The following is a 25,509-nucleotide window of genomic DNA, read 5'->3' as shown; positions in this document are numbered from 1 at the left end:
TGCGTCCGGCAGGATGCCGCAGGCGCATGCCCGGCGCAAGCACGGGCTGCCGGATGTCATGCCGGGCCGACCGGAGCGTCGTATCCGGGTCACACGGCAGGCTTGCCGGAGAGCCGCATGGGGCTTGGCTTGCAAGCGTGCCTGCCTGAACAGGGCCACCGGGTGCGGCTCTTCGGGCAGGTCAGTGTTCGAGGCGGTGCTTGCGCGCCACCTCGTGTTCGTCCAGTACCTGCAGCAGGGTGGCGTAGCGGCGCGGGTCGAAGGCCCCGGCGTCGCGCGCGGCGCGGATCGCGCAGTCCGGCTCCTTGAGGTGCTGACAGTCGCGGAAGCGGCATTTGCCGAGCAGCGGGCGGATTTCGAGGAAGCCGCACTCGATCTCGTTCTTGCTGAGGTGGGCGAGGCCGAAGCTCTGCAGGCCCGGGCTGTCGATGAGTTCGCCGCCACCGGGTAAGGGATACAACCGCGCGTGGGTGGTGGTGTGTTTGCCGGAGTTGAGCACTTCCGAGATCTCGCGGGTGCGCGCTTCGGCGTCCGGAATCAGGGCATTGGTGAGCGTGGATTTGCCCATGCCGGACTGGCCGACGAAAAGGCTGACGTGGCCCGCGAGGCGGGTTCGCAATGGCTCGACATCGCCCTTGGCGGAAAGCTCCAGCACATCGTGACCAGCGGCGGCGAAGGGTGCGAGTTGTTCGCGCGCATAGGCGACCAGCTCGGGGGCGAGATCGCACTTGTTGAGCACGATCAGCGCGGGGATGTCCTGCGCGTCGGCGGCGATCAGGCAGCGTGTGATCAGCTCGTCGCTGAAGTTCGGCTCGGTGGCGACTACCACCACGACCAGACTGACATTGGCCGCGATCAGTTTTTCTTTCCACTGATCGGCGCGGTAGAAGAGGCTGGCGCGCTCGCTGATCTTTTCGATCACGCCCTGATTGGTGCTGGTCATCGCCAGTTTGACGCGGTCGCCGCAGGCGACTTCGCTCTTCTTCGCGCGTGGCACGCACAGCACTTCCGTACCGTCCTCAAGGCGAACGGCGTACTGGCGGCCGAAGGCGGCGATGACGGTACCTGTCGTGCTCATGCCGCGGCCTGCAGGCGGCCGATGCGGATCGCGGCAGGTGGGTGCGAATCGTAGAACAGCGAATGCAGCGGGTCCGGCGTCAGCGTGCTGGCGTTGTCGCGATACAGCTTGGCGAGCGCAGAGACCAGATCGCTGGCCTGGGCGTTGGCGACCGCATAGGCATCGGCCTCGAATTCGTGCTTGCGCGACCAGAAACTCATCAGCGGGGTGAACGGGAAGGTCACGACCGGCAGCAGCAGCGAGAACAGGATCAGGGCTAGCGCCTCGCTTTGCGCCTGCACGCCCAGACCGTTGTAGAAAGCGGATTGCTGGCTGAGCCCGCCGAGCACGGCGAACAAGGCCAGAGACAGCACCGCGAACAGTGCCACGCGCTGCCAGATGTGGCGGTGCTTGAAATGGCCGAGTTCGTGCGCCAGCACGGCCTCTACCTCCTCTGGTGTCAGGGTGGCGAGCAGAGTGTCAAAGAACACGATGCGCTTGGCCGCGCCAAAGCCGGTGAAGTAGGCATTGCCGTGGGCGCTGCGCTTGGAGCCATCCATCACGAAGAGTCCCTTGGACTTGAAACCGCAGCGCGTGAGCAGCGCATTGATGCGCGTGGCGAGTGCTTCGTCCTTGAGCGGCTCGAACTTGTTGAACAGCGGTGCGATGAATATGGGATAGATCACCATCGCCGCGAGATTGAAGGCAATCAGTACGCCCCAGGTCCACAGCCACCAGTTGCCGCCCATGCTGCGTATCAGCCACAGCACCAGCCACAGCAGCGGCGCGCCAATCAGGATGGAAATGGCGCTGCTCTTGACGATGTCGGTGATGAAGGTGGCGAGCGTCGTCTTGTTGAAGCCGAACTTCTCTTCGAGCACGAAGGTGTAATACAGCGAGCCGGGTAGTTCCCAGATAAAGCCCAGCGCACTGAGCAGACCGAAGAGGGCGATGCCATGCCACAGGCTGTGCGGATCCAGATAGTTGCCCAGAAATTCATGCATCAGTTGCAGGCCGCCGCCGAAAGTCAGCAGCAGCAACCAGATCAGCCCGAGCACCAGATCGATGCGCCCGTAGCGCGACTTGGCGACCGTGTAATCGGCCGCCTTCTGGTGTGCGGCGAGTTCGATGCGGGCAGCGAATTCAGCCGGCACGGCCGCGCGGTGCGCCTGCACGTGGGCGACCTGGCGGAAGTTCAGCCACAGGCGGATGGCCGTGCTCAGCACGATGAAGAAAATGAAGGCGAGGCTCAGAGTCGAAGCGGTCATGGAGGGGCGGTCGTCTTTCGGGTAGTGGCGATCCTGCGGGCGCGTGCGAAAATGCCGGCCAATCACGAACGCTAAGGAATTATATGGCACAGGATGCAAACAACCTCGTCTGGCTGGATATGGAGATGACCGGACTGGAGCCGGACACGGACCGCATCATCGAGATCGCCATGATCGTCACCGACGTGAATCTCAACGTGCTGGCCGAGAGCCCGGTGGTCGTGGTGCATCAATCTGAGGCGACGCTGGATGCGATGGACGACTGGAACAAGAACACCCACGGCAAATCCGGCCTGATCGAGCGCGTGCGCGCTTCGACCACCGACGAAGCCGCCGCTGAAGCCCTGTATCTGGAGTGGATGGCGCAGTGGGTGCCCAAGCGCACGACGCCGATGTGCGGCAACACCATCGGTCAGGATCGCCGCTTCATGGCGCGCTACATGCCGACGCTGGAGGCGTATTTCCACTACCGCAACATCGATGTCAGCACCCTGAAGGAGCTGGCGCGGCGCTGGAATCCGCCGGTGCTGGCGGGCGTGAAGAAGAGCGAAGCGCACACCGCGCTGGCGGATATTCGCGAGTCGATTGAAGAATTGCGCTATTACCGTGACAACTTCCTGAAGTTGCCTGCCTGAAGAGCCGCGTCCTGCCTTGCTCTGCAAGGCGCTGGCCTGAAAAGCCTTGCTGCCCGAGGCTTTTCAGGCAGCCTCTCTGAAGAGGTCCGCCCGGTGCGGGTCTCCAGAGAACTTAGTTCAGATACCGGATCGCCGTGTAACGGGCGTTTTTCTGCTCGCTGAGCGGGACGCCGAAACCTATGCCCATGCCTACGCCGCTGTGACGGCCGCCAAACATGCCACCGGTAGAGATGCTGCTGCCGGTGCGCGTCTGGGTAACGACTTCGATCAGTGCGTCAGCGCCAATCTCGCGCGCCTTTTTCAGTACGGCGTCAGATACGCTCTGATGACGCTCATCGACGGCTGGGTTGAACTCATCCTCGATGTAGCCAAGGATCATGTATTTGCGATCCGGCTCGCCAATGAACCACACATCCATCCCTTCCGTGGTGAAGCGGGAGCCACCCTTGCCCATGTAGCTGTTGTCGCGGCTTTCGTGCGGATAAAACTTCGTGCTGGCGCAGGCCGCCAGCAACAAGCTGGCAGCAACAAGGGCGAGCAGTCCAAGTAGGGCTTTCATTTCAGGCTCCTGAAAGGGTCGGATTTCTGCAGTGTAGGCGATCATGAAGGTGGATGGCGCGGCATCCGATATCCGGGCTGCGGAGGAGGAAATGGAAAAAACCGTGGCAAATCCTTTGACACATCAAAAAACGTCGCTATAATGCGCAGCTCTTCAGGCGCGTAGCTCAGCTGGTTAGAGCACCACCTTGACATGGTGGGGGTCGTTGGTTCGAGTCCAATCGCGCCTACCAAAATTCCTGAAGCGGGGATTAAATATGTTTCGAACTCGCACGGTAATGATTGCTTTCTGAGCGTTCAGCGCCGCGCGTCCCCGATTTGGTAAAAATTGAAAAGTGCGGCTAAGTCCGCACTTTTTTTTTGCCCTGTTTTTGCCCTTTCTGGAAAGAGGCCTGCAATGCCGAATATCACGCTTCCCGATGGTTCCGTCCGCAGCTTCGATGCGCCTGTTTCGGTTGCACAGGTTGCCGCCTCGATTGGCGCGGGCTTGGCCAAGGCTGCATTGGCCGGCAAGGTGAATGGCCAGCTGGTTGATACTTCGTACGTGATGGCTGCTGACGCCAATCTGGCGATCGTGACCGAAAAGGATGTCGATGGCCTTGAAGTCATTCGTCACTCCACTGCGCACTTGCTGGCGTATGCGGTGAAAGAACTGTTCCCGGAAGCGCAGGTCACCATCGGTCCGGTCATCGAGCACGGCTTTTATTACGATTTCGCTTACTCGCGCCCGTTTACGCCGGAAGATCTCGAAGCCATCGAAAAGCGCATGGGCGAGCTGGCGAAGAAGGATGTCGCCATCAGCCGCGAGGAGATGGAGCGCGACGCGGCGATCCAGTTCTTCCTTGGTATGGGTGAGAAGTACAAGGCCGAACTGATTGAGGCGATTCCGGCCGGGCAAACCATTTCCTTGTACCGCGAAGGCGACTTCATCGATCTGTGTCGCGGCCCGCACGTGCCGTCTACCGGCAAGCTCAAGTTTTTCAAGCTGATGAAGGTTGCGGGCGCCTACTGGCGCGGCGACGCCAAGAATGCACAGCTGCAGCGCATCTACGGCACGGCCTGGGCCAAGAAGGAAGAACTGGAAGCCTATCTGCACATGCTGGAAGAGGCTGAAAAGCGCGACCACCGCCGCGTCGGCAAGCAGCTGGACCTGTTCCATCTGCAGGACGAAGCGCCGGGCATGGTGTTCTGGCACCCGAAAGGCTGGACTCTGTGGCAGGCCGTCGAACAGTACATGCGCGCACGCCTGAATGAGGCGGGCTACCAGGAAGTGCGCACGCCGATGGTGATGGACCGCACTCTGTGGGAAAAGTCCGGCCACTGGGAAAACTACCGCGACAACATGTTCACCACCGAGTCCGAGAAGCGCGACTACGCGGTGAAGCCCATGAACTGCCCGGGTCACGTGCAGATCTTCAATCACGGTTTGCGCTCCTATCGTGACCTGCCGTTGCGCCTGGCTGAATTCGGCTCCTGTCATCGCAACGAGCCGTCTGGCGCGCTGCATGGCCTGATGCGCGTGCGTGGCTTCGTGCAGGATGATGCGCACATCTTCGCCACTGAAGACCAGATCGAATCCGAAGCCATGGCTTTCGATGCACTGCTGATGAGTGTGTACAAGGATTTTGGCTTCAACAACGTGGCCGTGAAGCTGGCGCTGCGCCCTGAAAAGCGTGCGGGCTCCGACGAAATCTGGGACAAGGCTGAAGAAGGTCTGCGAAATGCATTGAAAGCATCAGGCAAGGAGTGGGAAGAGCTGCCGGGTGAGGGGGCTTTCTACGGTCCCAAGGTCGAATATCACATCAAGGATGCGCTGGGTCGCTCCTGGCAGTGCGGCACGATCCAGCTCGACTTCGTTCTGCCTGAGCGCCTGGATGCCGAGTACGTGGCGGAAGACAATACCCGCAAGCGTCCGGTCATGCTGCACCGTGCGATCCTTGGTTCGCTGGAGCGGTTCCTTGGGATTCTGATCGAAAACCACGGCGGTGCCTTCCCGCTGTGGCTGGCGCCGACCCAGGCGGTGGTGCTGAATATCTCGGAAGCGCAGGCTGATTACGTGGCTGATCTGGTTGCGCAATTGCGCGCGCAGGGCTTCCGGGTCGAGTCGGATTTGCGGAATGAGAAAATTAACTATAAAATCCGCGAACATAGCTTGCAAAAGCTGCCCTACCTGCTGGTTGTCGGCGACAAGGAAAAAGAAGCCGGCAAGGTCGCGGTTCGCGTCCGCGGCGGTCAGGATCTGGGGCAAATGTCCATCACGGAATTGGTCGAGCGCTGGCAAAGCGAGCTGAAGAGCCGCGAAGCCTAGCCTCGGTTTTATTGTTTTTTTGGAGATAATCACCATCGCTCAGGAAAAGAACGCACATCGCATCAACCGGGAAATCAGTGTTCCCGAGGTGCGGCTGGCAGGGGAAGACGGCGAACAACTAGGCATTGTGCCGACGCTGCAGGCATTGGCCATGGCCGAAGAGGCCGGTGTGGATCTGGTGGAGATTGCGCCGCAGGCCAAACCGCCGGTTTGTCGTCTGATGGACTACGGCAAGTTCAAGTACCAGGAGCAGAAGCGGGCCCACGAAGCCAAGCTCAAGCAGAAGCAGATCCAGGTGAAGGAAGTGAAACTTCGTCCGGGGACTGATGAAAACGATTACCAGATCAAGATGCGCAACATGACGCGCTTCCTGGAAGAGGGCGACAAGGTCAAGGTGACCCTGCGCTATCGCGGCCGTGAAATGGCCCACCAGGAATTCGGTATTCGGCAGCTTGAGCGCATCAAGGCTGACTTGGGCGAGCTGATCGTGGTGGAGCAGTTTCCGAAGCTGGAAGGGCGCCAGTTGATCATGGTCGTGGCGCCGAAGAAGAAGAGTTGATTTTTGCGGCTGTCGCAAGACGGTGGCGGGGGCGCAGCAGCCCTGATCGAAGTTTGATCCCTGCTGCAAAACAAGTGGTGCCTTGGTAGTTGAAGCACTCCGTCAGGAGTCACCAGGCGTCATATCCAATATCTGGAGTTAGCAATGCCGAAGATGAAAACCAAGAGTGGCGCCGCCAAGCGCTTCAAGGTTCGCGCCGGTGGCAGCGTGAAACGCGGTTCCGCGTTCAAGCGCCACATCCTGACCAAGAAGACTACCAAGTCCAAGCGTCAACTGCGTGGTGTCCACGCTGTTCACGAAACCGATACGGCACGCGTTACCGCGATGATGCCTTACGCTTGAATCAGGAGATAAATAAATGCCTCGCGTTAAACGTGGTGTAACGGCACGCGCCCGTCACAAGAAAGTCCTCGACAAAGCCAAGGGTTACCGCGGCCGTCGCAAGAATGTATACCGCATCGCCAAAGAAGCGGTGATGAAAGCTGGTCAGTACGCTTACCGCGACCGTCGTCAGCGCAAGCGTCAGTTCCGCACCCTGTGGATCGCTCGTATCAACGCAGCGGCTCGCGAACTGGGTCTGACCTATAGCCGTTTCATGAACGGTCTGAAGAAGGCTGCGATTGAAGTCGACCGCAAGGTGCTGGCTGATCTGGCCGTGTTCGACAAGCCCGCATTTGCTGCTCTGGCCAATCAGGCCAAGGCGCAACTCGGAGCCTAAGTCGCGCTGCAGGACGAAAAGGAGGCGCAGGCCTCCTTTTTTTTGCTTTACCGTAGGCGTGCCGCTAGCGGTGTGCTGAATTCGAATCGATTGTGAGTGTTGGCGTGGAAAACCTCGATCAATTGCTCAGTGATGCCGCCGCCGCCTTTGCTGCCGCCGCTGACATCAACGCGCTGGAGCAGGCCAAGGCTGTGTTTCTTGGCAAGAGTGGCAGCGTGACCGAATTGCTCAAGGGGCTCGGCAAGCTCGACCCCGAGGCGCGCAAGAGCGCCGGAGCCGAAATCAATCGTTGCAAGAGCGCCATCGAACAAGCTCTTGAAGCCCGTCGTGAAGCTTTGCGTTCTGCCCAGCTCGAAGCCCAGCTTGCCGCCGAGGCGCTGGATGTCACCCTGCCTGGTCGTGGCATGGGGCGTGGTGGTTTGCACCCGGTGGTGCGCACCCAGGAGCGTTTCGAGACCCTGTTCCGCTCCATAGGCTTTGAAGTGGCTGATGGTCCCGAAATCGAGGAGGACTGGTTCAACTTCACTGCTTTGAATACGCCGGATAATCACCCCGCGCGGTCGATGCACGACACCTTCTACATCGAAGGCGCCAAAGATGTGCTGCTGCGCACCCACACCAGTCCGGTGCAGATCCGTGCCATGCAGGCGCATGCAGCGAAATTCAAGGATTCGGCGAGCATGCCCGAGCTGCGCATCATCGTGCCGGGCCGTGTCTATCGTGTGGATTCCGACGCGACGCACTCACCGATGTTCCATCAGGTCGAAGGTCTGTGGGTGGGTGAGGACATCAGCTTCGCCGGTCTGAAAGGCGTCATCATCGATTTTCTGCAGCGCTTCTTCGAAACCGACGAACTGCAGGTGCGCTTCCGTCCGTCCTTTTTCCCCTTCACCGAGCCTTCCGCCGAGATCGACTTCGCCTTCATGAGCGGGCCGAACAAGGGCCGCTGGCTGGAGATCGCGGGTTGCGGCATGGTGCATCCGAACGTGCTGAAAAATGGCGGCATTGATGCTGCCCGTTACACCGGCTTTGCCTTTGGCATGGGGCTGGATCGCCTCACCATGCTGCGCTACGGCGTGAATGACCTGCGTCTGTTCTTCGAGAACGACTTGCGTTTCCTGGCGCAGTTTCAAGACTGAGTCGGCCGACAGCGATTCTTCTGTGTGCTCTTCTATATAGAAATCTCACATCATGCAGTTTTCCGAACAATGGCTTCGTGCCCTGTGTAATCCGCCGCTCAACTCCGAAGAGTTGTGCCATCTGCTGACCATGGCAGGCCTTGAAGTCGAAGAGGTCGAAGCCGTTGCGCCGCCCTTTACCAGTGTGGTCGTGGCGCAGATCGTGTCCTTCGAGAAGCACCCGAATGCCGACAAGCTGCGCGTATGCCGCGTGGATGTGGGGCGGGGCGAGCTGCTGCAGATCGTGTGCGGTGCGCCCAATGTTGTTGAAGGCATGAAAGCCCCGTGCGCGATGGTGGGCGCCAAGCTGCCCGGCTTCGAGATCAAGCCTGCCAAGCTGCGTGGCATGGAGTCCTTCGGCATGATGTGTTCGGCCGATGAGCTGGGTATGAGTCAGGATCACGACGGGCTGCTGGTGTTGCCGGCCGATGCGCCGGTAGGGGCCAGCATCCGCGAATACCTCGCGCTCGATGACAAGAAGATAACCATCAAGCTCACCCCGAACCGTGCCGACTGTCTGAGTCTGGCTGGTGTGGCGCGTGAGCTGGCAGCGCTGACGGGTACGCCGGCCACGCTGACCGCACCGCTGGATGTGGCGGTGAGCCACGCGCAGCAGCGCAGCGTCGTGCTGGATGCGCCGGAAGCCTGCCCGCGTTACTGCGGCCGGATTTTTACCGGCGTTAACGCCAAGGCCGCGACGCCGGACTGGATGAAAGCGCGTCTTGAGCGCTGTGGCGTGCGCTCGATCAGCGCCGTGGTCGACATCACCAACTACGTGATGCTGGAACTCGGCCAGCCGCTGCATGCCTTCGACAACGCGAAGCTTTCGGGTGCCATTCATGTGCGCTGGCCGCAAGCCGGTGAAAAGCTCACCTTGCTGAACGGGCAGGAAATCGAGCCAGCGGCCAACATGCTGCTGATCGCCGATGAAGCCCGTGCACTGGCGCTGGCCGGTGTGATGGGCGGTGAAGACACTGGCGTGTCGGACGACACGACCGAGATTTTCCTGGAGTCAGCCTTCTTCCAGCCGGACGCCATTGTGGGGCGTGCTCGTGCATTGAACTTTTCGTCCGATGCCTCGCATCGTTACGAACGCGGCGTGGATTTCGAACTTGCTCAGCGTGCCATGGCGCGTGCCAGCCAGCTGATCGTCGAGATCTGTGGTGCTGCTGCGGGTCCGGTGGTGGAGGCAGCATCGGCTGTGCATCTGCCGCAGCGCAAGGCCGTGAATTTCCGCCCGGATCGTGCGCGCAAGGTGCTGGGCTTCGAGGTGTCTGATGAGGCAATGCTGGCCTCACTCTCCCGCCTGGGTATGTGCACAGCCAATGCTGGCGCGGCTCTTCAGGTGATCCCGCCCAGCTACCGCTTCGATATCGAGATCGAGGAAGATCTGATCGAAGAGGTGGCGCGCGTGTATGGCTACGACAACATCCAGCCGCTGCCGCCCAAGGGCCCGGCAATGATGCTGGCCAGTACCGAAGCCACACGTCCGGTGCACCGGCTGCGCCGCCAGCTGGCGGCTCAGGATTATCAGGAGGTCATCAGCTACGCTTTTGTTGAAGAGGCGTGGGAGCGTGACTTCGCCGGCAATGTCGATCCGGTCAAGTTGGCCAATCCCATCGCCAGTCAGATGAGTGTGATGCGCTCCAGCCTTGTCGGCGGTCTGGTAGGGGCTTTGAGCGCCAACCAGCGTCGCCGCGCCAGCCGCGTGCGTCTGTTCGAAGTCGGGCGTTGTTTTGCCAAGGATGCTGCAGGCTTACCGGTCTCGGGCTACTCGCAGCCTGTGCGCGTGGCGGGCCTGGCGTGGGGGCCGGCCGCTCCTGAGCAGTGGGGGCAGACTTCGCGCCGTGTTGATTTCTATGATGTAAAGCGCGATGTCGAGTTGTTGCTGGGTGGTCGTGCCGAATTTGTCGCTGATAAACATCCCGCCTTTCATCCGGGCCGCTCGGCGGCGGTCAAAGTAGATGGGACTGTGACAGGCTTCATGGGTGAACTGCATCCAGCTCTGGTACAACGTTACGATCTGGTTTCTGCTCCGGTGCTTTTTGAACTGGATCTTGAGCAGGTGCTGGCCGCAGGTGTGCCCTCGTTTGCCGAATTGCCTCGTCATCCGGCGGTCATGCGCGATCTGGCGCTGGTCGTTGGCAATACTGTAACGGCAGATGTCTTGTTGTCGGTGTTGCGGTCTGCTGCGACTGGAATTGTGCGTGAAGTCGCCGTTTTTGATGTTTATTCGGGCAAAGGTATCGAACCGGATCAGAAGAGCATTGCGTTGAGGGTGATGCTCCAGCATGCTGAGCGCACCTTGGAAGAGACTGAAATCGATAACGCGATGCGGACGCTGATCAGCGCTGCCGAGCGAGAGTTGGGGGGACGCCTGCGTGCCTGAAATGAACAAGAATTCTGCTGCGACACTGACCAAGGCCGAATTGGCGGATCTGCTCTTTGATCGGGTCGGCTTGAACAAACGCGAAGCCAAGGATATGGTAGAAGGCTTCTTCGACGAAATCCGCAATGCGCTGGAACGTGGCGAAGAAGTGAAACTTTCCGGTTTCGGTAATTTTCAGTTGCGTGACAAGCCCCAGCGGCCGGGTCGCAACCCGAAGACTGGAGAGGAAATTCCCATTACGGCCCGGCGTGTGGTCACATTCCATGCCAGCCAGAAACTGAAGACAACGGTTGAACAGTTGAGTGATGGACAGCCAGCTTGAAGATGTCGGTGAGTTGCCCCCGATCCCTGCCAAACGGTATTTCACGATTGGCGAGGTGAGCGAACTATGTGCGGTGAAGCCGCATGTGTTGCGCTATTGGGAGCAGGAGTTCACCCAGCTCAAGCCGGTCAAGCGAACGGGCAACCGGCGTTATTACCAGCGCCATGAAGTTCTGCTGGTACGGCGGATCCGTGAGTTGTTGTATAGCGAAGGCTTTACCATCAGTGGCGCACGCAACCGGCTGGAGGAATACCAGATTCTCAAGCGGGAAACCGCAGAGATCGTGGAGCGTGGCAAGGCCAGTTCAGCTCACTTGCGTGAAGAGCTGGAAGCGGTACTGGCAATTCTCAGGGCCTGAGCCATAAAAAATCTGCATGGGCGTCTGGCGTAATTTTGCTGCCCTGCTATAATCTTGCTTCTGTGTCGGGGCGTAGCGCAGCCTGGTAGCGCACTTGCATGGGGTGCAAGGGGTCGCGAGTTCGAATCCCGCCGCCCCGACCAATTGATTCAAGCAAAAGGCCACTCTCCGGAGTGGCCTTTTTGTTTCTGCTGTTCAACCTGTTTGTCACGGCGATCCGTCGGGCAAATCCAGTTCCGGCTTGCGCATGATTTCCATCAAGAATGTAACGCTGCGTCGCGGCACCAAGATCGTGCTGAACAGCACGTCCGCTACGCTCAATCCTGGCGAAAAAGTGGGCCTGGTTGGACGCAACGGGGCAGGAAAATCCTCTCTGTTTGCCTTGCTGAACGGCACTTTGCACGAAGATGGTGGAGAGTTCTCGATCCCTTCCCAATGGCAGATGGCACAGGTTGCGCAGGATATGCCAGAGACGGAACAGAGCGCGACAGACTTCGTGATTGAAGGCGATACGGTGTTGCTGGCTGCGCGGGCCGAAGTGGCTGCGGCAGAGGCCGGAGATGATGGCATGGCGATGGCGCACGCCTATATGGCCTTGCATGACGCAGGCGAGCACGATGCACCAGCGCGGGCGCAGGCGCTGATTCTCGGGTTGGGCTTCAGCACGGCAGAGTTGAGCCAGCCAGTTAACAGTTTCTCCGGTGGCTGGCGCATGCGCCTGCAATTGGCGCGTGCGCTGATGTGTCCGTCCGACCTGCTGTTGCTCGATGAGCCAACCAATCACCTGGATCTCGATGCGCTGGTGTGGCTGGAAGCCTGGCTCAAGCGCTACGAGGGCACGATGGTGGTAATCAGTCATGATCGCGAGTTTCTTGATGCGGTGACTGGCGTGACCTTGCATATCGACAATGCCAAGCTGGTCCGCTACGGCGGCAACTACAGCAGGTTCGAGGACATGCGCGCCGAGCAGATGGCGTTGCAGACCGCGGCGCTCGCCAAACAGGCCGACAAGATCGCCCATCTGCAGAAATTCATCGACCGCTTCAAGGCCAAGGCCAGCAAGGCCAAGCAGGCGCAGAGCCGCGTCAAGGCGCTGGAGCGCATGGAAAAGATCGCGCCGGTGCTGGCCGATGCGGAGTTCAGCTTCGAGTTCAAGGAGCCGAACAACGTGCCGAACCCAATGCTCTCGATGCTAGGCGCAAGCTTCGGCTATCCGCCGCCGGACGATGCGCCCGCCGGTACGCCGCCGACCGTGATCGTCCAGAACATCAACCGCTCGGTGCTCGCCGGTCAGCGCATTGGCATCTTGGGGGCGAACGGCCAGGGCAAGTCCACGCTGGTGAAAACCGTGGCCCACGCGCTCGCGCCCATCGTCGGCGAGATCAGTGAGGGCAAGGGGCTGAACATCGGCTACTTCGCCCAGCAGGAACTTGACGTGCTGGACCCGGAAGCCTCGCCGCTGCTGCACATGCAGCGCCTCGCCCGCGATCTGCCGGCCAGCCTGCGCTCGGGTCAGGCCACCGGCGAGCAGGCACTGCGCACCTTCCTCGGTACCTTCAACTTCGGCGGCGACATGGTCAAGCAGGCTGTCGGCACCATGAGTGGTGGCGAGAAGGCGCGCCTTGTCCTGTGCATGATCGTGTGGCAACGCCCCAATCTGCTGCTGCTGGATGAACCGACCAATCACCTGGATCTTTCCACGCGCGAAGCATTGGGCGTGGCGTTGAACGAGTTTGAAGGCACGGTAATGCTGGTCAGCCATGATCGTGCCTTGTTGCGCGCAGTGTGCGATGAATTCTGGCTGGTGGCTGATGGTGGGGTGGAGCCGTTTGAAGGTGATCTGGATGACTATCAGGTCTATCTGCTCGATCAGGCCAAGCGTGCTCGCGAAGCCGCATCGGCCGCGCAGAAACGGCTTGCCACGTAGATCCCGCGTGCTTGCCTGAGGGCGTTGTGGTGCTTTGACCGCAGCGGCAGGCGACATCTGGCTGACGTGGGTAATCCTTGCAGACAGGCTTGCGCCTCACCCCTATAATCGACCGCTTGACCTGTCTGTGGTGAAGCATGCGGATTCTACTGAGCAATGATGATGGCTATTTCTCGCCCGGCCTGCAGGCACTGGCATGCGAACTAGCCAAGGTGGCAGACATCACCGTGGTGGCGCCCGAGCGTGATCGCAGCGGAGCCAGCAATTCCCTGACTCTGGATCGGCCTTTGCAATTGCGCCGCGCGGCCAGTGGTTTCTACTATGTGAACGGTACGCCGACCGACTGTGTACACCTTGCCGTCACAGGCATGCTCGACATGGTGCCGGACATGGTGATCTCAGGCATCAACCATGGTGCCAATATGGGTGACGACACCGTATATTCCGGCACGGTGGCTGCCGCGACAGAAGGTTTTTTGCTGGGAGTGCCATCGCTGGCCGTGTCGCTGGTCGGGCGTTCGCCAACACAGTTCGAGACGGCCGCGATACTGGCGCGCGAAATGGTGGAGCGGGTGCAGCGTGAACCTTTTGGCCAGCCGGTGTTGCTCAACATGAACGTGCCGGATCTGCCCTATGCCGAGCTGCAAGGGACCCGGATTACCCGTCTGGGTAAACGTCATCGTGCTGAGCCCGTGATTCGCGACACCAATCCGCGTGGCGAGCAGATATTCTGGATCGGTCCGGTCGGTGAGGCTGCCGACGCGGGCGACGGAACGGACTTTCATGCGGTAGCGCAGGGGTTTGTGTCGATAACGCCCTTGCAGATTGATCTGACGCACGTTGCCCAGATCGGTGGCGTACAGCGTTGGCTGGAGCAATGATGGCCAGTCCTTCTGCCGCTAATCCCACTGCTGCGCGTGCACGTGCGCGCATGGTCGAGCGTTTGCGCAGTGACGGCATTCGCGACGAACGTGTCCTGAATGCCTTGAACCAGGTGCCTCGCCACGCCTTTGTAGAAGAGGCCCTGGCCAGTCGCGCCTATGAAGATACCGCGCTGCCGCTGGGCTTTCAGCAAACCATTTCACAACCGTTCATCGTGGCGCGCATGGCCGAATTGCTGGTGGCTGGTGGTCGGGCCATGGGCAAGACGCTGGAGGTTGGCGCGGGGTGTGGCTATCAGGCTGCCGTGCTGTCCTATCTGGCCAGTGATGTGTATGCCATCGAGCGCATTGGCAAATTGCTTGAAAAGGCGCGTGCAAATCTGCGGCCATTGCGTTTGCCGAATGTACGGCTCAAACATGCCGACGGCAGCTTGGGTTTGCCCGAAGTTGCACCGTTCGATTCGATCATCCTGGCTGCGGCAGCGTCTGCCGTGCCGAAAATGCTGGTGGAACAACTGGCACCACTGGGGCGCATGGTCCTGCCCTTGGCCTTGCCGTCTGGTGAGCAGGTGGTGGTGCTGATCGAGCGCGCCGCGAATGGCGGGTTCAAGGAAACGCGGCTGGATGCGGTACGATTCGTACCATTGTTGCCGGGAACCGAGTGAGGTCTGGAATGCAGGAAGGTTTTTCGCTGATGCGTGTTTTCATCGTGGGCATGACGCTTGTGGCGTTGTTTTCGGGCTGTGCATCCACGGCTCCTGCACCAATGGAAACGCGTACGCCTTCCCGCCCGGAAGCCAGCGGCGAGGTGGCGCCAGCTGTCGCACGCCCGGGCCATTACATTGTTAAAAAAGGCGACACGCTATACAGCATTGCTCGTCTTCACGAGCGCGATTATCGTGAGATCGCAGCGTGGAATGGCCTCGATGATCCTGGTGTCATCAAGGTAGGGCAGGAGCTGCGAGTCGCGCCTGTGGCCGACGCGGCCGTGGTGACCGGGGCAGTCGCCGTTGCGCCTGCCACCATCATCGAATCGAAACCCATCACCGGATCTTCCGAAGTGGCGTCTGCCGGGCCGATATCTGCCCCTGCCAGCAGTGCGACTGGCACGCCTGCCCCTGTGGGCCAGAAGGCTGAACCAAAGGGCGGACGCATGGCGTACTCGCCACAGGCGTGGAAAGATCTGCAAGCCGTTGGAGCTGTGGTGCCGGCGGCGGCGTCTGTGCCGGTTGCTGCAAGCCAGCCGCAGGCCGCTCAAAGCAAGCCTGCGGAGAGCAAACCCGCTGTCGCAAACGACGACGAACCCGGCTGGAGCTGGCCTGGCAGTGGCAAGGTGATCGCTACCTTCAATGACAGCAGCAACAAGGGCATCGATCTGGCAGGCAACATCGGAGATCCTGTGCTGGCTGCCGAAAAGGGGCGAGTGATGTACGTGGGTTCGGGTTTGCGCGGGTATGGCAAGCTGGTGATCATCAAGCACAATAAGAACTACCAGAGTGTGTACGCACACAACAGTGAGATTCTGGTGAAGGAAGAGCAGATCGTGCAGAAAGGCCAGAAGATTGCCGCCTTGGGCAACTCCGATACCGATCAGCCCAAGCTGCATTTTGAAATCCGCCGACAGGGAAAACCTGTCGACCCCATGAAGCACCTGCCCACGCGCTGAGGTCATCATGTTCGATCCGGAGTTCCTTGACGAGCCAGAAGAAAAGGAAGCGGAGCTTCCCCCGGAACTGGAGGCATTTGCCGAGGCCTTGCCGGCGCCGGTGCCTGAAAGCGAATTCCTCAACGACGTAACCCAGATCTATCTCAACGAAATCGGCCTCAATCCCCTGCTGACCGCGACAGAAGAGGCGGCACTGGCCCGCCGGGTTCGTCTGGGAGATTTCGAAGCGCGCCAGATCATGATCGAACGCAATCTGCGACTGGTCGTGAATATTGCCAAGCACTACCTGAACCGAGGCATTCCGCTGCTGGATTTGGTCGAGGAGGGCAATCTCGGCCTGATGCATGCGCTGGAGAAATTCGATCCCGAGCGCGGTTTCCGCTTCTCGACTTATGCGACCTGGTGGATCCGTCAGAACATCGAGCGCGCGATCATGAACCAGTCGCGCACCATTCGCCTGCCGGTGCATGTGGTCAAGGAGCTCAATCAGGTGTTGCGTGCGCAACGTCAGGTGGAGTCGAGCAACGGCCAGTCTTCGCGACTGGAAGACATCGCCCGGAAGCTCGATCGGCCGGTGGGCGAAGTGCGCGAGATCCTGGCTCTGTCCGAGCATACTGCGTCACTGGATGCACCGCTGGACATTGACCCGAACCTCTCGATCGGCGAGTCGCTGGCCGACGATCAGGCGATCAGTCCGGAACTGTCGATTCACACCTCCGAGGTAGAAGCCCTGATTCGCGAATGGATCAGTCAGCTTTCGGAGAAACAGCGCCTGGTGATCCAGTATCGCTATGGGCTGGATGATGTAGAGGTGCTGACGCTGGAAGACCTCGCCGAACAGCTTGGCCTGACACGCGAGCGGGTGCGCCAGATCCAGCTTGAAGCGCTGGCCCAGCTGCGCCGCATTCTGAAGCGACGTGGTGTGTCACGCGAGGTGCTTTTCTAGGAAGTTTTGTCTGCAGTGAAAGCCCGCCATTTGGCGGGCTTTTTCATGGCGGGCTGGAGAGCCGCGTGCAGACTTCTTCTGCAGTATGCCGTCCTGCTCAGCAAGGCTACAAGCGGATGTGCGGGGTGATGTGCTGGAGAAGGCTGTCAGAAGCGGCTCTTCAGGGAGCCTTCTTCGATGTCTTCTTGGCAGAGGTCTTGGGTACAGGCGCTTTGCTCAGCTGGGCCAGATCGCGGCGTGCCGCGAATTCCAGTTTCACTGCGTGCCCCAGATCGTGCACCGACATGGCGTAGAAACTGCTACGGTTGTAGCGCGTGATCACGTAGAAATTCTGGAACCCCAGCCAGTATTCGGTCGGGAAGCCCGGGCTGACCATGTCGACCAGAGTGACCAGTTCGCTGGCCTGGTCGGACAGATCACTGTGCACACCGGCCTGACGCAACAGCTTGCCGTCCAGTGCGGGCAGGATGCCGGCGTCGATCAGCGGTTTGACCTGGGTTTCATCGTCCACCTGCGCGGGCAAAACGATGCGCGCGCCACGCTGCCAGCCGTGGCTGGCGAGGAAGTTGCCGACGCTGAAAATGGCGTCGGTGGCGCTTTCGCGCAGATCGATGTGCCCGTCCTGATCGCCGTCGACGGCAAAGCTGCGAATGCTGCTGGGCAGGAACTGCGGCTGGCCGAGCGCACCGGCGTAGGAGCCGCGGTAGTCGCGCACGTCGCGGCCCTGCTCACGGGCGAGCAGGAACAGAGCTTCGAGTTCGCGGCGAAACAGATCCGCGCGCGGCGGATAGTCGAAGGCCAGCGTGGTGAGTGCGGACAGGGCGCTGAAATTGCCCATGTTGCGGCCATACACGGTTTCCACGCCGATGATGCCGACAATGATCTCGGCCGGTACGCCGGTTTTTTCTTCTGCCGCAGCGAGGGTTTGTGCGTGTTCGCGCCAGAACTGCACGCCCGCAGAGATGCGCTGGTTGTTGATGAAGCGTGGGCGATAGCGCTGCCAGCTGCGCACGCCAGGGTTGGCGGGCGGGCGGATCAGTTCGATGACCTTGGGCAGGGCCTGGGCGTCGTCGAAGGCCGCTTGCAATTGAGCCGGGCTGAAATTCTGGCGTTGCGCAACATCGCGGATGAACGCCTGCACGTCTTCGCGCTGGCTGAAATCTCCGGCCAGGGCAGTCAGGGGCAGGAGCAGGCTGGCGCACAGGGCCAGCAGGTGAGGCTTGATGATCATGGCCTGAATTGTTGCACGGCGGCGCGCAGTGCGGCGAGCTGCGTGGCCGGTTTTTCGACGCCCGGCCCGTAACGCAGCGTGGCGTAGTGCTCGGCAATCGCGATGATGGTGTCGGCATGCTGTGGCAGGGCTGCGGCGGCACGGCGGGCAAAGTCGCCAGGCGCTTCCCATGGCTGATGCCGGACACCCTGGCGGGCCAGCTTGCGGCACAGGCGACGCCAGCAGCGGTCCAGAGCATCCAGCCGGGCATGGCGTGGCCACAGGCGTAGCCCCAGCCACAGCAGCCAGGCGCTGGCGCAGGCGGCGAGCAGCCCGGCGAGCTGGCGCCAGTCTGCATCCGGCAGCCCCAATGAGCGCATCAGATCGAGCTGGCGTTGGGCGTTGTAGCCGAGCACCCACTGATTCCAGCCATTGCTGATGGCCTCCCAGCGATAGCGCAAGCTACGTAGGAATTCGAAGTTCTGGCGCAGCATGATCGGCATGGCTTCACCCTCGGGCAGGGCGCGGGCGATGCCCTCATCAATTCGGCGCGGGAAGCTGGCTGCGGTCGGGTCCACGCGCTGCCAGCCCCGGCCTGCCAGCCAGACCTCGGCCCAGGCATGGGCATCCGACTGGCGTACGACCAGCGTGCCATCCACCGGATTGAATTCGCCACCCTGATAGCCTGTGACCACGCGCGCCGGTACGCCGGCCGCACGCATCAGTACGACGAAGCTGCCGGCAAAGTGCTCGCAGAAACCACGTTTTGTGTCGAACAGGAATTCATCGGCAGGGTGCTGGCCCAGCAATGGCGGGCTGAGCGTATAGGCCAGACGTGCCTCGCGCATGAAGCGCAGGGCCGCCTCGACACGCGCTGCAGGCTCTGCGTTGCCTGCCTGCAGGCCCGCGCCCAGTGCGCTTGTCCGGGGATTGCTTGCGGGAGGCAGACGCAGTGCGGCTTTCAGGACGTTCTCGCGCTCCTGCAGGCCCACCGGTGTTTCGGGGAAGGATGTCAGGTTGTAGCGTACGCGATTGCGTACCGGGCGGCGCGCCAGCAACACCAGATCGTCGCCGTACAGCGCATCGGCGGCGCCGCTGTCGGGGTAGTCTAGTGCCAGCAGCCAGCCACGGTTGTGAGGCTCCAGCGTGAGAGAGTAGCGATACGCCGGCCCCGCGACGGTGTAGGTCGGGGCGCGTCGCAGCATGGATTCACGAACCTTCCATTCCTGACCGTCAAACTCGCTCAGCACCGGGCCGCGCCAGTAGCGTTGCGCGGGAGCGGGTGGTGTGCCTTCAAACTCGACCCGAAAGGCGATTTCGCCGGACTGGATCAACTCCGAGATCGAACCAGGACGCATGCTGTCCGACAAACCGGTGCTGCCAGCATAGGCGTCCAGCGGCATGCCCCAGAGCGGGCCGTTGATGCGCGGGAACAGGACAAACAGCAGGAGCATCAGCGGCACCGCGCCACCGAGAAGGCGCAAGGCGGTGCGCAGTGCTCCGCGGGGCGCCTGTCCGGGCTGTTCCAGTTTGGCGCTGGTGGCTACGATGGCGGTGGCACACAACAGTACGAAAGCGGCCACGGCCATGCTCTGTGCATTCAGGAACTGGCCGGTGAGCAGGAAGCAGCACAGCAACAGGGCGGCCCGGCCGTCGCGGCGCGTGCGGGCTTCGAGCAGCTTGAGCGGCAGCAGCATGCTCAGCAGACTCAGGCCCGCCTGCTTGCCGAAAATGGTGTGATAGCTCGCGACAGTCAGGACAATGCCCAGGGCGGCAGCCAGTAGCAGGGTGAAGCGGGCTGGGGGCGGTGCGTCGCGCCAGACCAGTACGCCACGCCAGAGCAGGAGCAGGGCGGCAAGCAGGCTCAGGCTCCAGGGTAGATAGGGTACGAAGGGCGCCAGCCCCAATGCGGCAGTGGCCAGCAGGAAGAAACCGGCTTCGCGTGGCAGGGGCGGGCTGGGGCGCGATTCAGCCATCGTGCCGCTCCAGGCCAAACAGCGCCAGCCGGGTCAGGCAGGTGTGGTGATGAAGGGCGTCCTGCCCCGGCCCGGTCTGGCCGCCGGGCAGGAGGAGGGTGGTGCGCGCGCCACCTTGGCGGCTTGCCAGCACCCACTGGCAGAGTTGGGAAAGGCGTGCCTCCGGCGCCATGCCGGTTGGCAAGGCATGCCAGTCCAGAATGCAGGCGGGGGCCTGGCTGCTGGCGAAAATCTTGGTCAGCATGCCCTGGCCGCGCGCCAGCTGCTTCCAGGCGACGTGACGCAAGGAGTCCCCCGGCTGAAAGCCACGCAGCCCGGCAAAGTCATCCTGCCCGGCGACCAGTCCGCTGCCGTTTTCGGCCTGTTCCCCGGCCTGCATGGGCAGGGCCAGATCTCCAGCGGGGGCGGGGAACACCAGATGCGGGGCATCCGGTTCGATATAGCTCCAGGCGCGGATCCAGCCCAGCGGCTGGCGCGTTTCGATGGTGAGCTGGCCCGGCTGCTGCGGCCCGCGCTGAGGGCAGGGCAGGGCAATCCGGGCGGTATGGGTGCTACCAGGCAGCAGATCGGCATACAGCAGTTCAGTGCCTTCGGCATCCAGCACGCGGATCGCCGGGCGCGTCAGCATCTGAGCGTTGATCAGGCTGAGCTGCCAGTGGGCGCTGCTGCCTGCAAAGGCTTCGCCATCGGCTTGCAGACTGATCTGCAGACGGGTGAGGGTGCGCCAGCTGTGCAGGATGTGCACCATGCCGATGCTGGCCAGAAAGAACGTCAGTGCATAGCCCAATGACAGGTTGTAGTTCACCGCACCAATGAACATCAGCAGCAAGGTCGCGAGGAGGGCAAAGCCGGCACGCGTGGGAAATACATAGACGCGTGCCTGACGCAGCGTGACCGGCTGCGGTTCGGGGACCTCGGCACGGGTTGCCCAGCGCCGGAGCCGGCGGCGCCAGCTCCGGGTCTGATCGGGTGTCACATTGCGGTTCACGAAACTGCAACGCTCTCAATAAGCCGGCGGGCCAGCATCTCGCCGCCCTGGCGGGTGTCCGCAGCGTTCAGGCGATGCCCGGCCACCGCCGGCAGGATGGCTTGCACGTCTTCCGGCCGCACATGATCGCGCCCGGCGATCAGGGCCCAGGCGCGTGCGGCAGCGAGCAGACCGAGGCCGGCTCGCGGGCTCAGGCCCTGGGCGATCTCTGGCAGGCTGCGGGTCTTTGCCAGCAGGGCCTGCACGTAGTCGAGAATGCGTTCGCTGACATGCACCGTGGCAGCCTGCGCCTGCAGGGCCTGCAGTTCGGCGCTGCTGATGCAGGCGGGTAATCCGGCAAGGATTTCGCGGCGATCCCGCCCGGCCAGCAGTTCGCGCTCGGCTGCCGCATCCGGCAGGCCCAGCGACAGGCGCATCAGGAAACGGTCAAGCTGGGACTCCGGGAGCGGGAAGGTGCCGATCTGTTGCGAAGGATTCTGGGTGGCGATGACGAAAAAGGGCTCCGGCAGCGGATGGGTCTTGCCATCTACCGAAACCTGCCGTTCTTCCATTGCTTCCAGCAGCGCGCTCTGGGTCTTGGGGGTGCTGCGGTTGATCTCGTCGGCCAGCAGCACCTGGGTGAACAGGGGGCCGGGATGGAAACGGAAGCCTTGCTGGGCCGTGTCAAAGATCGTCACGCCGATCAGATCGGCCGGCAGCAAATCGCTGGTGAACTGCACGCGCTGAAAATCCAGTCCCAGTGTGACGGCCAGCGCATGCGCCAGCGTTGTCTTGCCTACGCCGGGCTGGTCCTCGATCAGCAGATGGCCGCGTCCGAGCAGGCATGCAAGCGCCAGGCGCAGCGCCTGCGGCTTGCCGAGCAGCACCTGACCGAGCTGGGCGAGGATGGCATCGGTGGCGGCATTTTGTGGTGCGGGCATGGCGGGATCCTTGGATAAGCGTGTGAATCAGACTGGCGGATACGGCCAAAGGTTCGGCTGGTATGCGACGGAGTTTGGCAGTAGTTTACGGCACACAAGAGGCGCGCTGGCATGTATCGGCGGGCATGGACGAAAAGCGCCAAAGGAGAGACCCGATGAGCCGTACCGCTTTCATCAGCCATTCCGACTGCTGGCTGCACAGCATGGGGAGCATGCATCCGGAATCGCCGGATCGCCTCACCGAGATTCTTGACCAGATCAAGGGTTCCGGCCTCGATGGTCTGCTCGACATGCGCGAAGACGTGCCGCAGGCCACGCTGGAGCAGCTCTATCGCGCGCACTCTCCGGCCTATGTCGAAGAACTTTTCGAGATTTCGCCCGAGCAGGGTCTGCGTCACCTTGACCCGGATACCGCGATGACGCCCCACACGCTCAAGGCCGCGCTGCGCGCCGCCGGTGCCGGCGTGATGGCCACCGAACTGGTGCTGGCAGGCACCGTCCACAACGCCTTCTGTGCAGTGCGCCCGCCGGGGCACCATGCCGAACGCCTGCGTGCGATGGGCTTCTGCTTCTTCAATAATGTGGCGGTGGCCACGCGTCATGCGCTCGACGTATGCGGACTGGAGCGCATCAGCATCATCGATTTCGACGTGCACCACGGCAACGGCACGGAAAACATCTTCGTCGCCGATCCGCGCGTGCAGATGCTCAGCTTCTTCCAGCACCCGCTCTATCCGTACTGCGGCAACAAGAGTACGGCGCCGAACATGCACAACACGGCTTTCCCGGCCGGCACCCGTGGCGACAAGGTCCGCGAGTTGCTCAGTCACGTCTGGTTGCCCGCGCTGGCTGAACATCAGCCGCAGATGCTGTTCATCTCCGCTGGCTTCGACGCCCACTACGAAGATGACATGGCTTCGATGGGGCTGGTGGATGCCGACTTTGCCTGGATCAGCAAGGAGCTGCGCCAATGGGCCGATGCGCATTGCGGCGGCCGACTGGTGTCGATGCTCGAAGGTGGCTACTCGCTGCCGGCCCTGGGGCGTAGCGTGCTGGCACACGTACGGGCGCTGGCGGATATCTGAGAGACTGTTCATGATCTTACTGCGAGGCCGCGTAGTTGTAACCGAGAGAGCTCATGCGCTGCTCGGAATCCTCATTTATCAACATAAACTCCGGTTCCTGTGCTGCTCTTCACCCTGCTGACGGCCTCTCGCTACAGATCGTGAGCTGCCTCTGAAGACCCACATGTGGCGGACTTCTGCGGGCAGGCGTGCTGAAGAGGGCCGCCGCTGAAGGCGTTTGCCGCATGCTGCCCGCAGAGGCTTGCTGCATGCGGCTTCCCGGCATGCTGCGATGGACGGATGAGGGCTGCGACCGTGTTGGTGGAAATGTTTTACTTGGTCCTCGGTCCTCAGCTTGCGGTCCTTGGTCTACAATCGCCGCTTTCCCACTGTGACACGGCTTCCCATGATCACCGGTTCCCTCGTCGCCCTGCTGACGCCCATGACGGCGGATGGGCAGCTTGATCTGGCCCGCTTCCGGGCTCTCATTGATTTCCATGCGCGTGAAGGTTCGGACGGTCTGGTGATCGTCGGCACCACGGGTGAATCGCCGACGGTCAACGTCAGCGAGCACTGCGAACTGATCAAAATCGCTGTCGAGCATTCCGCCGGCCGCTTGCCGATCATCGCCGGCACGGGAGCAAATTCGACGGCCGAAGCCATCGAGCTGTCGCGCTTTGCCAAGAAGGTCGGCGCGGTTGCCGCGTTGTCGGTCGTGCCCTATTACAACAAGCCGACGCAGGAAGGGCTGTACCAGCACTTCCGCAGCATTGCCGAAGCAGTCGATCTGCCGGTGATCCTGTACAACGTGCCGGGCCGCACCGTAGCCGATCTGTCCAACGATACCGTGCTGCGGCTGGCGCAGGTGCCGGGCATCATCGGCATCAAGGACGCCACCGGCAACATGGAGCGCATCACCGATCTGGTCATGCGCGCGCCGGAAGGTTTTGCCCTGTATTCCGGTGACGACATGACCGCCATGTGTTTCATGCTGCTGGGCGGTCATGGCGTGATTTCGGTGTCGGCCAATGTTGCGCCGCGCCTGATGGCGGACCTGTGCAAGGCTGCTCGTGCTGGTGATGTACCCCGCGCCACGGCGATCAACCGGAAACTTTTCCTGCTCAATCGTGATCTGTTCGTCGAGGCGAACCCGATTCCGGTGAAATGGGCCGCACAGCAGATGGGTTTGCTGGAGGGCGCGATCCGCCTGCCGCTGACCCCTTTGTCCGAAGTCTTCCACGAGCGAGTGCGCGCTGCGATGCGTGCCGCCGATATCCTGTCCTGAGAGGTTCTTGATGCGTTCAATTTCCCGTGCCGTACTGGCTGGATCTGTGCTTGCGCTGCTGCTCGCAGCCTGCGGCGGTTCAAAGAATGAGAAGCCGACGATTGACTACACCACTCATGGTGTGGATGGCGCCAGCAAGAAAAAATCGCTGGAGGTTCCGCCCGACCTGATCACGCCAGCGCGTGATGACCGGTATGTGGTGCCGGATGGCAGCTCGCGCTCAAGTGCCACCTTGTCGACCTATGAGGCCGAACGTCAGCCGGCGGTTGCTGCCAGTGCCGCATCCGCTTCGCAGCCGGCGGCCACTGCACCGGTGGCCGCAGCAGCGGCGCCGGGCAAGTTGCGCATCGAGCGTGTCGGCGCCCAGCGCTGGCTGGTGATTCAGGGTACGAGCAATGCGGCGCTGTGGCCGCAGCTGCAGAGCTTCTGGAAAGATCTGGGCTTCGTGCTGGTGTCTGACAATCAGCAGGCCGGCCTGATGGAAACCGAATGGGCCGAGAACCGTGCCAAGATTCTGGGCGATCCGATCCAGGACTTGCTGCGCAAGGCGATGGGCACGTATTACAGCACCGGTGAGCGTGACAAGTACCGGGTGCGCGTGGAAAGCACGGCCCAGCCGGGCGCCGTGGAAATTTACATCAGCCATCGCGGCATGATCGAGGTGCGCAACTCCGGCAATCAGGATGGCACTCACTGGGAACCGCGCCCGAATGATCCGGACCTTGAAGCTGAAATGTTGCAGCGTCTGATGGGGCGTCTGGGGCTTGAGGAAAAGGTCGCGCAGAAGGTTGTTGCTGAAACCAAGGTTGCGGCGCCTGTGCCTGAGCGTGCCCGACTGAGCAACGCTGCCGATGGCAGCCTGCAGCTGACCGTGAATGAGCCGCTGGACCGTGCCTGGCGGCAACTCGGACTGGCGCTGGATCGTACCGGCGTGGTGGTCGAAGATCGTGATCGTGCCAAGGGCGTGTATTTCGTGCGCTACATCGCGGTTGAAGATCCGAGCACCAAGAAAGAGCGCGAAGGCTGGTTTGCACGCCTGTTCTCCTGGGGCGGCAAGAAAGACTCCAGCACGGACCAGTTCCGTGTCGAGGTGGTTGCCGAGGCCCAGCAGACGGTTGTACGCCTGCTGAACAAGGAAGGGGCCAAGGCGCCTGCTGCTTCGGCCAAGCAGATCCTGAACCTGCTCTACAACGAACTGAAATAAGCCGACCTCACGGTCGAGAAACCCGCCCGCATTCCTCTGGGATGCCGGCGGGTTTTGTTTTTGGGCTTGTGCGGTGCAGGCGTCTGGGCCTG

Annotated in this window: 24 protein-coding genes and 2 tRNA genes; 19 read left to right on the top strand and 7 right to left on the bottom strand. The window is 61.6% G+C overall.

Annotated elements, in window-relative coordinates; all coding sequences use genetic code 11:
- Positions 1 to 181 precede the first annotated feature (181 nt).
- Positions 182 to 1,078 (bottom strand): ribosome small subunit-dependent GTPase A, encoded by an 897-nt coding sequence (gene rsgA, locus Q9Q94_RS17315; RefSeq protein ID WP_305981389.1) that lies wholly within the window; start codon positions 1,076 to 1,078, stop codon positions 182 to 184.
- On the bottom strand, positions 1,075 to 2,325 hold the full coding sequence (locus tag Q9Q94_RS17310; RefSeq protein ID WP_305981388.1) for a M48 family metallopeptidase: 1,251 nt from the start codon (positions 2,323 to 2,325) through the stop codon (positions 1,075 to 1,077). The genes rsgA and Q9Q94_RS17310 overlap by 4 nt, the downstream gene beginning before the upstream one ends.
- An 83-nt stretch (positions 2,326 to 2,408) precedes the next feature.
- Between Q9Q94_RS17310 and orn the strand changes: the two genes are divergently transcribed.
- The gene (orn, locus tag Q9Q94_RS17305) at positions 2,409 to 2,960 is read left to right on the top strand and encodes an oligoribonuclease (protein ID WP_305981387.1); all 552 of its coding nucleotides are present in this window, start codon (positions 2,409 to 2,411) and stop codon (positions 2,958 to 2,960) included.
- A gap of 112 nt (positions 2,961 to 3,072) precedes the next feature.
- Here the strand turns inward: orn and Q9Q94_RS17300 are convergent, their stop codons facing one another.
- Positions 3,073 to 3,519: a hypothetical protein gene (locus Q9Q94_RS17300; protein ID WP_305981386.1), complete on the bottom strand. Its 447-nt coding sequence runs from the start codon at positions 3,517 to 3,519 to the stop codon at positions 3,073 to 3,075.
- Positions 3,520 to 3,674: 155 nt separating this feature from the next.
- On the opposite strand from Q9Q94_RS17300, the gene Q9Q94_RS17295 reads away from it, so the two are divergent.
- The 15 genes from Q9Q94_RS17295 to rpoS all read left to right on the top strand — a co-directional run bounded on the left by Q9Q94_RS17295 (position 3,675) and on the right by rpoS (position 16,770).
- Positions 3,675 to 3,751 (top strand) — tRNA-Val (locus Q9Q94_RS17295).
- A 164-nt stretch (positions 3,752 to 3,915) separates the two neighbouring features.
- Complete coding sequence (gene thrS, locus Q9Q94_RS17290; protein WP_305981385.1) at positions 3,916 to 5,826, top strand: threonine--tRNA ligase; 1,911 nt, start codon at positions 3,916 to 3,918, stop codon at positions 5,824 to 5,826.
- Between the two features lie 25 nt (positions 5,827 to 5,851).
- Positions 5,852 to 6,385: a translation initiation factor IF-3 gene (gene infC, locus Q9Q94_RS17285; RefSeq protein WP_371929875.1), complete on the top strand. Its 534-nt coding sequence runs from the start codon at positions 5,852 to 5,854 to the stop codon at positions 6,383 to 6,385.
- A 144-nt stretch (positions 6,386 to 6,529) separates the two neighbouring features.
- Entirely contained in the window at positions 6,530 to 6,727 is a 198-nt protein-coding gene (gene rpmI / locus Q9Q94_RS17280; protein ID WP_305981383.1) for a 50S ribosomal protein L35, read from the top strand.
- A 16-nt stretch (positions 6,728 to 6,743) separates the two neighbouring features.
- Positions 6,744 to 7,103, top strand: coding sequence for a 50S ribosomal protein L20 (rplT, locus tag Q9Q94_RS17275; protein ID WP_305981382.1), 360 nt, complete (start codon positions 6,744 to 6,746; stop codon positions 7,101 to 7,103).
- Positions 7,104 to 7,207: 104 nt separating this feature from the next.
- A complete protein-coding gene (locus Q9Q94_RS17270; protein ID WP_305981381.1) occupies positions 7,208 to 8,242 on the top strand; it encodes a phenylalanine--tRNA ligase subunit alpha in 1,035 nt (344 codons plus the stop codon).
- 52 nt (positions 8,243 to 8,294) lie between these two features.
- Positions 8,295 to 10,670, top strand: coding sequence for a phenylalanine--tRNA ligase subunit beta (pheT, locus tag Q9Q94_RS17265; protein WP_305981380.1), 2,376 nt, complete (start codon positions 8,295 to 8,297; stop codon positions 10,668 to 10,670).
- A gap of 1 nt (position 10,671) precedes the next feature.
- Positions 10,672 to 10,992 (top strand): integration host factor subunit alpha, encoded by a 321-nt coding sequence (locus Q9Q94_RS17260; protein ID WP_305981379.1) that lies wholly within the window; start codon positions 10,672 to 10,674, stop codon positions 10,990 to 10,992.
- Positions 10,976 to 11,350 carry a MerR family transcriptional regulator gene (locus Q9Q94_RS17255; RefSeq protein WP_305981378.1) on the top strand — a complete coding sequence of 125 codons (375 nt, stop codon included), beginning with the start codon at positions 10,976 to 10,978 and terminating at the stop codon, positions 11,348 to 11,350. The genes Q9Q94_RS17260 and Q9Q94_RS17255 overlap by 17 nt, the downstream gene beginning before the upstream one ends.
- A 66-nt stretch (positions 11,351 to 11,416) precedes the next feature.
- Positions 11,417 to 11,493 (top strand) — tRNA-Pro (locus tag Q9Q94_RS17250).
- Between the two features lie 104 nt (positions 11,494 to 11,597).
- Complete coding sequence (locus Q9Q94_RS17245; protein ID WP_305981377.1) at positions 11,598 to 13,277, top strand: ABC-F family ATP-binding cassette domain-containing protein; 1,680 nt, start codon at positions 11,598 to 11,600, stop codon at positions 13,275 to 13,277.
- Between the two features lie 137 nt (positions 13,278 to 13,414).
- Entirely contained in the window at positions 13,415 to 14,158 is a 744-nt protein-coding gene (surE, locus tag Q9Q94_RS17240) for a 5'/3'-nucleotidase SurE (protein WP_305981376.1), read from the top strand.
- Positions 14,155 to 14,823 (top strand): protein-L-isoaspartate(D-aspartate) O-methyltransferase, encoded by a 669-nt coding sequence (locus tag Q9Q94_RS17235; RefSeq protein WP_371929872.1) that lies wholly within the window; start codon positions 14,155 to 14,157, stop codon positions 14,821 to 14,823. Before surE ends, Q9Q94_RS17235 begins: the two co-directional genes overlap by 4 nt.
- Before the next feature lie 8 nt (positions 14,824 to 14,831).
- Positions 14,832 to 15,824 carry a peptidoglycan DD-metalloendopeptidase family protein gene (locus Q9Q94_RS17230; RefSeq protein ID WP_305981374.1) on the top strand — a complete coding sequence of 331 codons (993 nt, stop codon included), beginning with the start codon at positions 14,832 to 14,834 and terminating at the stop codon, positions 15,822 to 15,824.
- A 7-nt stretch (positions 15,825 to 15,831) separates the two neighbouring features.
- Entirely contained in the window at positions 15,832 to 16,770 is a 939-nt protein-coding gene (rpoS, locus tag Q9Q94_RS17225; protein ID WP_305981373.1) for an RNA polymerase sigma factor RpoS, read from the top strand.
- Positions 16,771 to 16,930: 160 nt separating this feature from the next.
- Here the strand turns inward: rpoS and mltB are convergent, their stop codons facing one another.
- The 4 genes from mltB to Q9Q94_RS17205 are packed head-to-tail and all read right to left on the bottom strand — an operon-like array spanning position 16,931 to position 21,864.
- Positions 16,931 to 18,001: a lytic murein transglycosylase B gene (gene mltB, locus Q9Q94_RS17220; protein ID WP_305981372.1), complete on the bottom strand. Its 1,071-nt coding sequence runs from the start codon at positions 17,999 to 18,001 to the stop codon at positions 16,931 to 16,933.
- Entirely contained in the window at positions 17,998 to 19,956 is a 1,959-nt protein-coding gene (locus Q9Q94_RS17215; RefSeq protein ID WP_305981371.1) for a DUF3488 and transglutaminase-like domain-containing protein, read from the bottom strand. Before Q9Q94_RS17215 ends, mltB begins: the two co-directional genes overlap by 4 nt.
- Positions 19,949 to 20,932 carry a DUF58 domain-containing protein gene (locus Q9Q94_RS17210; protein ID WP_305981370.1) on the bottom strand — a complete coding sequence of 328 codons (984 nt, stop codon included), beginning with the start codon at positions 20,930 to 20,932 and terminating at the stop codon, positions 19,949 to 19,951. Before Q9Q94_RS17210 ends, Q9Q94_RS17215 begins: the two co-directional genes overlap by 8 nt.
- Before the next feature lie 8 nt (positions 20,933 to 20,940).
- Positions 20,941 to 21,864 carry a MoxR family ATPase gene (locus Q9Q94_RS17205; protein WP_305981369.1) on the bottom strand — a complete coding sequence of 308 codons (924 nt, stop codon included), beginning with the start codon at positions 21,862 to 21,864 and terminating at the stop codon, positions 20,941 to 20,943.
- Between the two features lie 155 nt (positions 21,865 to 22,019).
- Between Q9Q94_RS17205 and Q9Q94_RS17200 the strand changes: the two genes are divergently transcribed.
- From Q9Q94_RS17200 to bamC, 3 genes are all read left to right on the top strand, one after another.
- The gene (locus Q9Q94_RS17200; protein ID WP_305981368.1) at positions 22,020 to 22,949 is read left to right on the top strand and encodes a histone deacetylase family protein; all 930 of its coding nucleotides are present in this window, start codon (positions 22,020 to 22,022) and stop codon (positions 22,947 to 22,949) included.
- Positions 22,950 to 23,334: 385 nt separating this feature from the next.
- Positions 23,335 to 24,213 (top strand): 4-hydroxy-tetrahydrodipicolinate synthase, encoded by an 879-nt coding sequence (gene dapA / locus Q9Q94_RS17195; RefSeq protein ID WP_305981367.1) that lies wholly within the window; start codon positions 23,335 to 23,337, stop codon positions 24,211 to 24,213.
- 10 nt (positions 24,214 to 24,223) lie between these two features.
- Positions 24,224 to 25,417, top strand: a complete 1,194-nt coding sequence (gene bamC / locus Q9Q94_RS17190; RefSeq protein WP_305981366.1) for an outer membrane protein assembly factor BamC — start codon at positions 24,224 to 24,226, stop codon at positions 25,415 to 25,417.
- Positions 25,418 to 25,509: the final 92 nt, after the last annotated feature.

It is taken from the genome of Uliginosibacterium sp. 31-16, from assembly GCF_030730865.1.
Lineage (GTDB): Bacteria > Pseudomonadota > Gammaproteobacteria > Burkholderiales > Rhodocyclaceae > Uliginosibacterium.
Note: the sequence above shows the minus strand (reverse complement) of the source record. Positions and strands in the feature narration are given on the sequence as shown.

What these genes read in the sequence shown, in the direction of transcription:
- rsgA (WP_305981389.1), bottom strand. Translation starts at nt 1,078, where the DNA reads ATGAGCACGACAGGTACCGTCATCGCCGCCTTCGGCCGCCAGTACGCC.
- Q9Q94_RS17310 (WP_305981388.1), bottom strand. Translation starts at nt 2,325, where the DNA reads ATGACCGCTTCGACTCTGAGCCTCGCCTTCATTTTCTTCATCGTGCTG.
- orn (WP_305981387.1), top strand. Translation starts at nt 2,409, where the DNA reads ATGGCACAGGATGCAAACAACCTCGTCTGGCTGGATATGGAGATGACC.
- Q9Q94_RS17300 (WP_305981386.1), bottom strand. Translation starts at nt 3,519, where the DNA reads ATGAAAGCCCTACTTGGACTGCTCGCCCTTGTTGCTGCCAGCTTGTTG.
- thrS (WP_305981385.1), top strand. Translation starts at nt 3,916, where the DNA reads ATGCCGAATATCACGCTTCCCGATGGTTCCGTCCGCAGCTTCGATGCG.
- rpmI (WP_305981383.1), top strand. Translation starts at nt 6,530, where the DNA reads ATGCCGAAGATGAAAACCAAGAGTGGCGCCGCCAAGCGCTTCAAGGTT.
- rplT (WP_305981382.1), top strand. Translation starts at nt 6,744, where the DNA reads ATGCCTCGCGTTAAACGTGGTGTAACGGCACGCGCCCGTCACAAGAAA.
- pheT (WP_305981380.1), top strand. Translation starts at nt 8,295, where the DNA reads ATGCAGTTTTCCGAACAATGGCTTCGTGCCCTGTGTAATCCGCCGCTC.
- Q9Q94_RS17260 (WP_305981379.1), top strand. Translation starts at nt 10,672, where the DNA reads ATGAACAAGAATTCTGCTGCGACACTGACCAAGGCCGAATTGGCGGAT.
- Q9Q94_RS17255 (WP_305981378.1), top strand. Translation starts at nt 10,976, where the DNA reads ATGGACAGCCAGCTTGAAGATGTCGGTGAGTTGCCCCCGATCCCTGCC.
- Q9Q94_RS17245 (WP_305981377.1), top strand. Translation starts at nt 11,598, where the DNA reads ATGATTTCCATCAAGAATGTAACGCTGCGTCGCGGCACCAAGATCGTG.
- surE (WP_305981376.1), top strand. Translation starts at nt 13,415, where the DNA reads ATGCGGATTCTACTGAGCAATGATGATGGCTATTTCTCGCCCGGCCTG.
- Q9Q94_RS17235 (WP_371929872.1), top strand. Translation starts at nt 14,155, where the DNA reads ATGATGGCCAGTCCTTCTGCCGCTAATCCCACTGCTGCGCGTGCACGT.
- Q9Q94_RS17230 (WP_305981374.1), top strand. Translation starts at nt 14,832, where the DNA reads ATGCAGGAAGGTTTTTCGCTGATGCGTGTTTTCATCGTGGGCATGACG.
- rpoS (WP_305981373.1), top strand. Translation starts at nt 15,832, where the DNA reads ATGTTCGATCCGGAGTTCCTTGACGAGCCAGAAGAAAAGGAAGCGGAG.
- mltB (WP_305981372.1), bottom strand. Translation starts at nt 18,001, where the DNA reads ATGATCATCAAGCCTCACCTGCTGGCCCTGTGCGCCAGCCTGCTCCTG.
- Q9Q94_RS17215 (WP_305981371.1), bottom strand. Translation starts at nt 19,956, where the DNA reads ATGGCTGAATCGCGCCCCAGCCCGCCCCTGCCACGCGAAGCCGGTTTC.
- Q9Q94_RS17205 (WP_305981369.1), bottom strand. Translation starts at nt 21,864, where the DNA reads ATGCCCGCACCACAAAATGCCGCCACCGATGCCATCCTCGCCCAGCTC.
- Q9Q94_RS17200 (WP_305981368.1), top strand. Translation starts at nt 22,020, where the DNA reads ATGAGCCGTACCGCTTTCATCAGCCATTCCGACTGCTGGCTGCACAGC.
- dapA (WP_305981367.1), top strand. Translation starts at nt 23,335, where the DNA reads ATGATCACCGGTTCCCTCGTCGCCCTGCTGACGCCCATGACGGCGGAT.
- bamC (WP_305981366.1), top strand. Translation starts at nt 24,224, where the DNA reads ATGCGTTCAATTTCCCGTGCCGTACTGGCTGGATCTGTGCTTGCGCTG.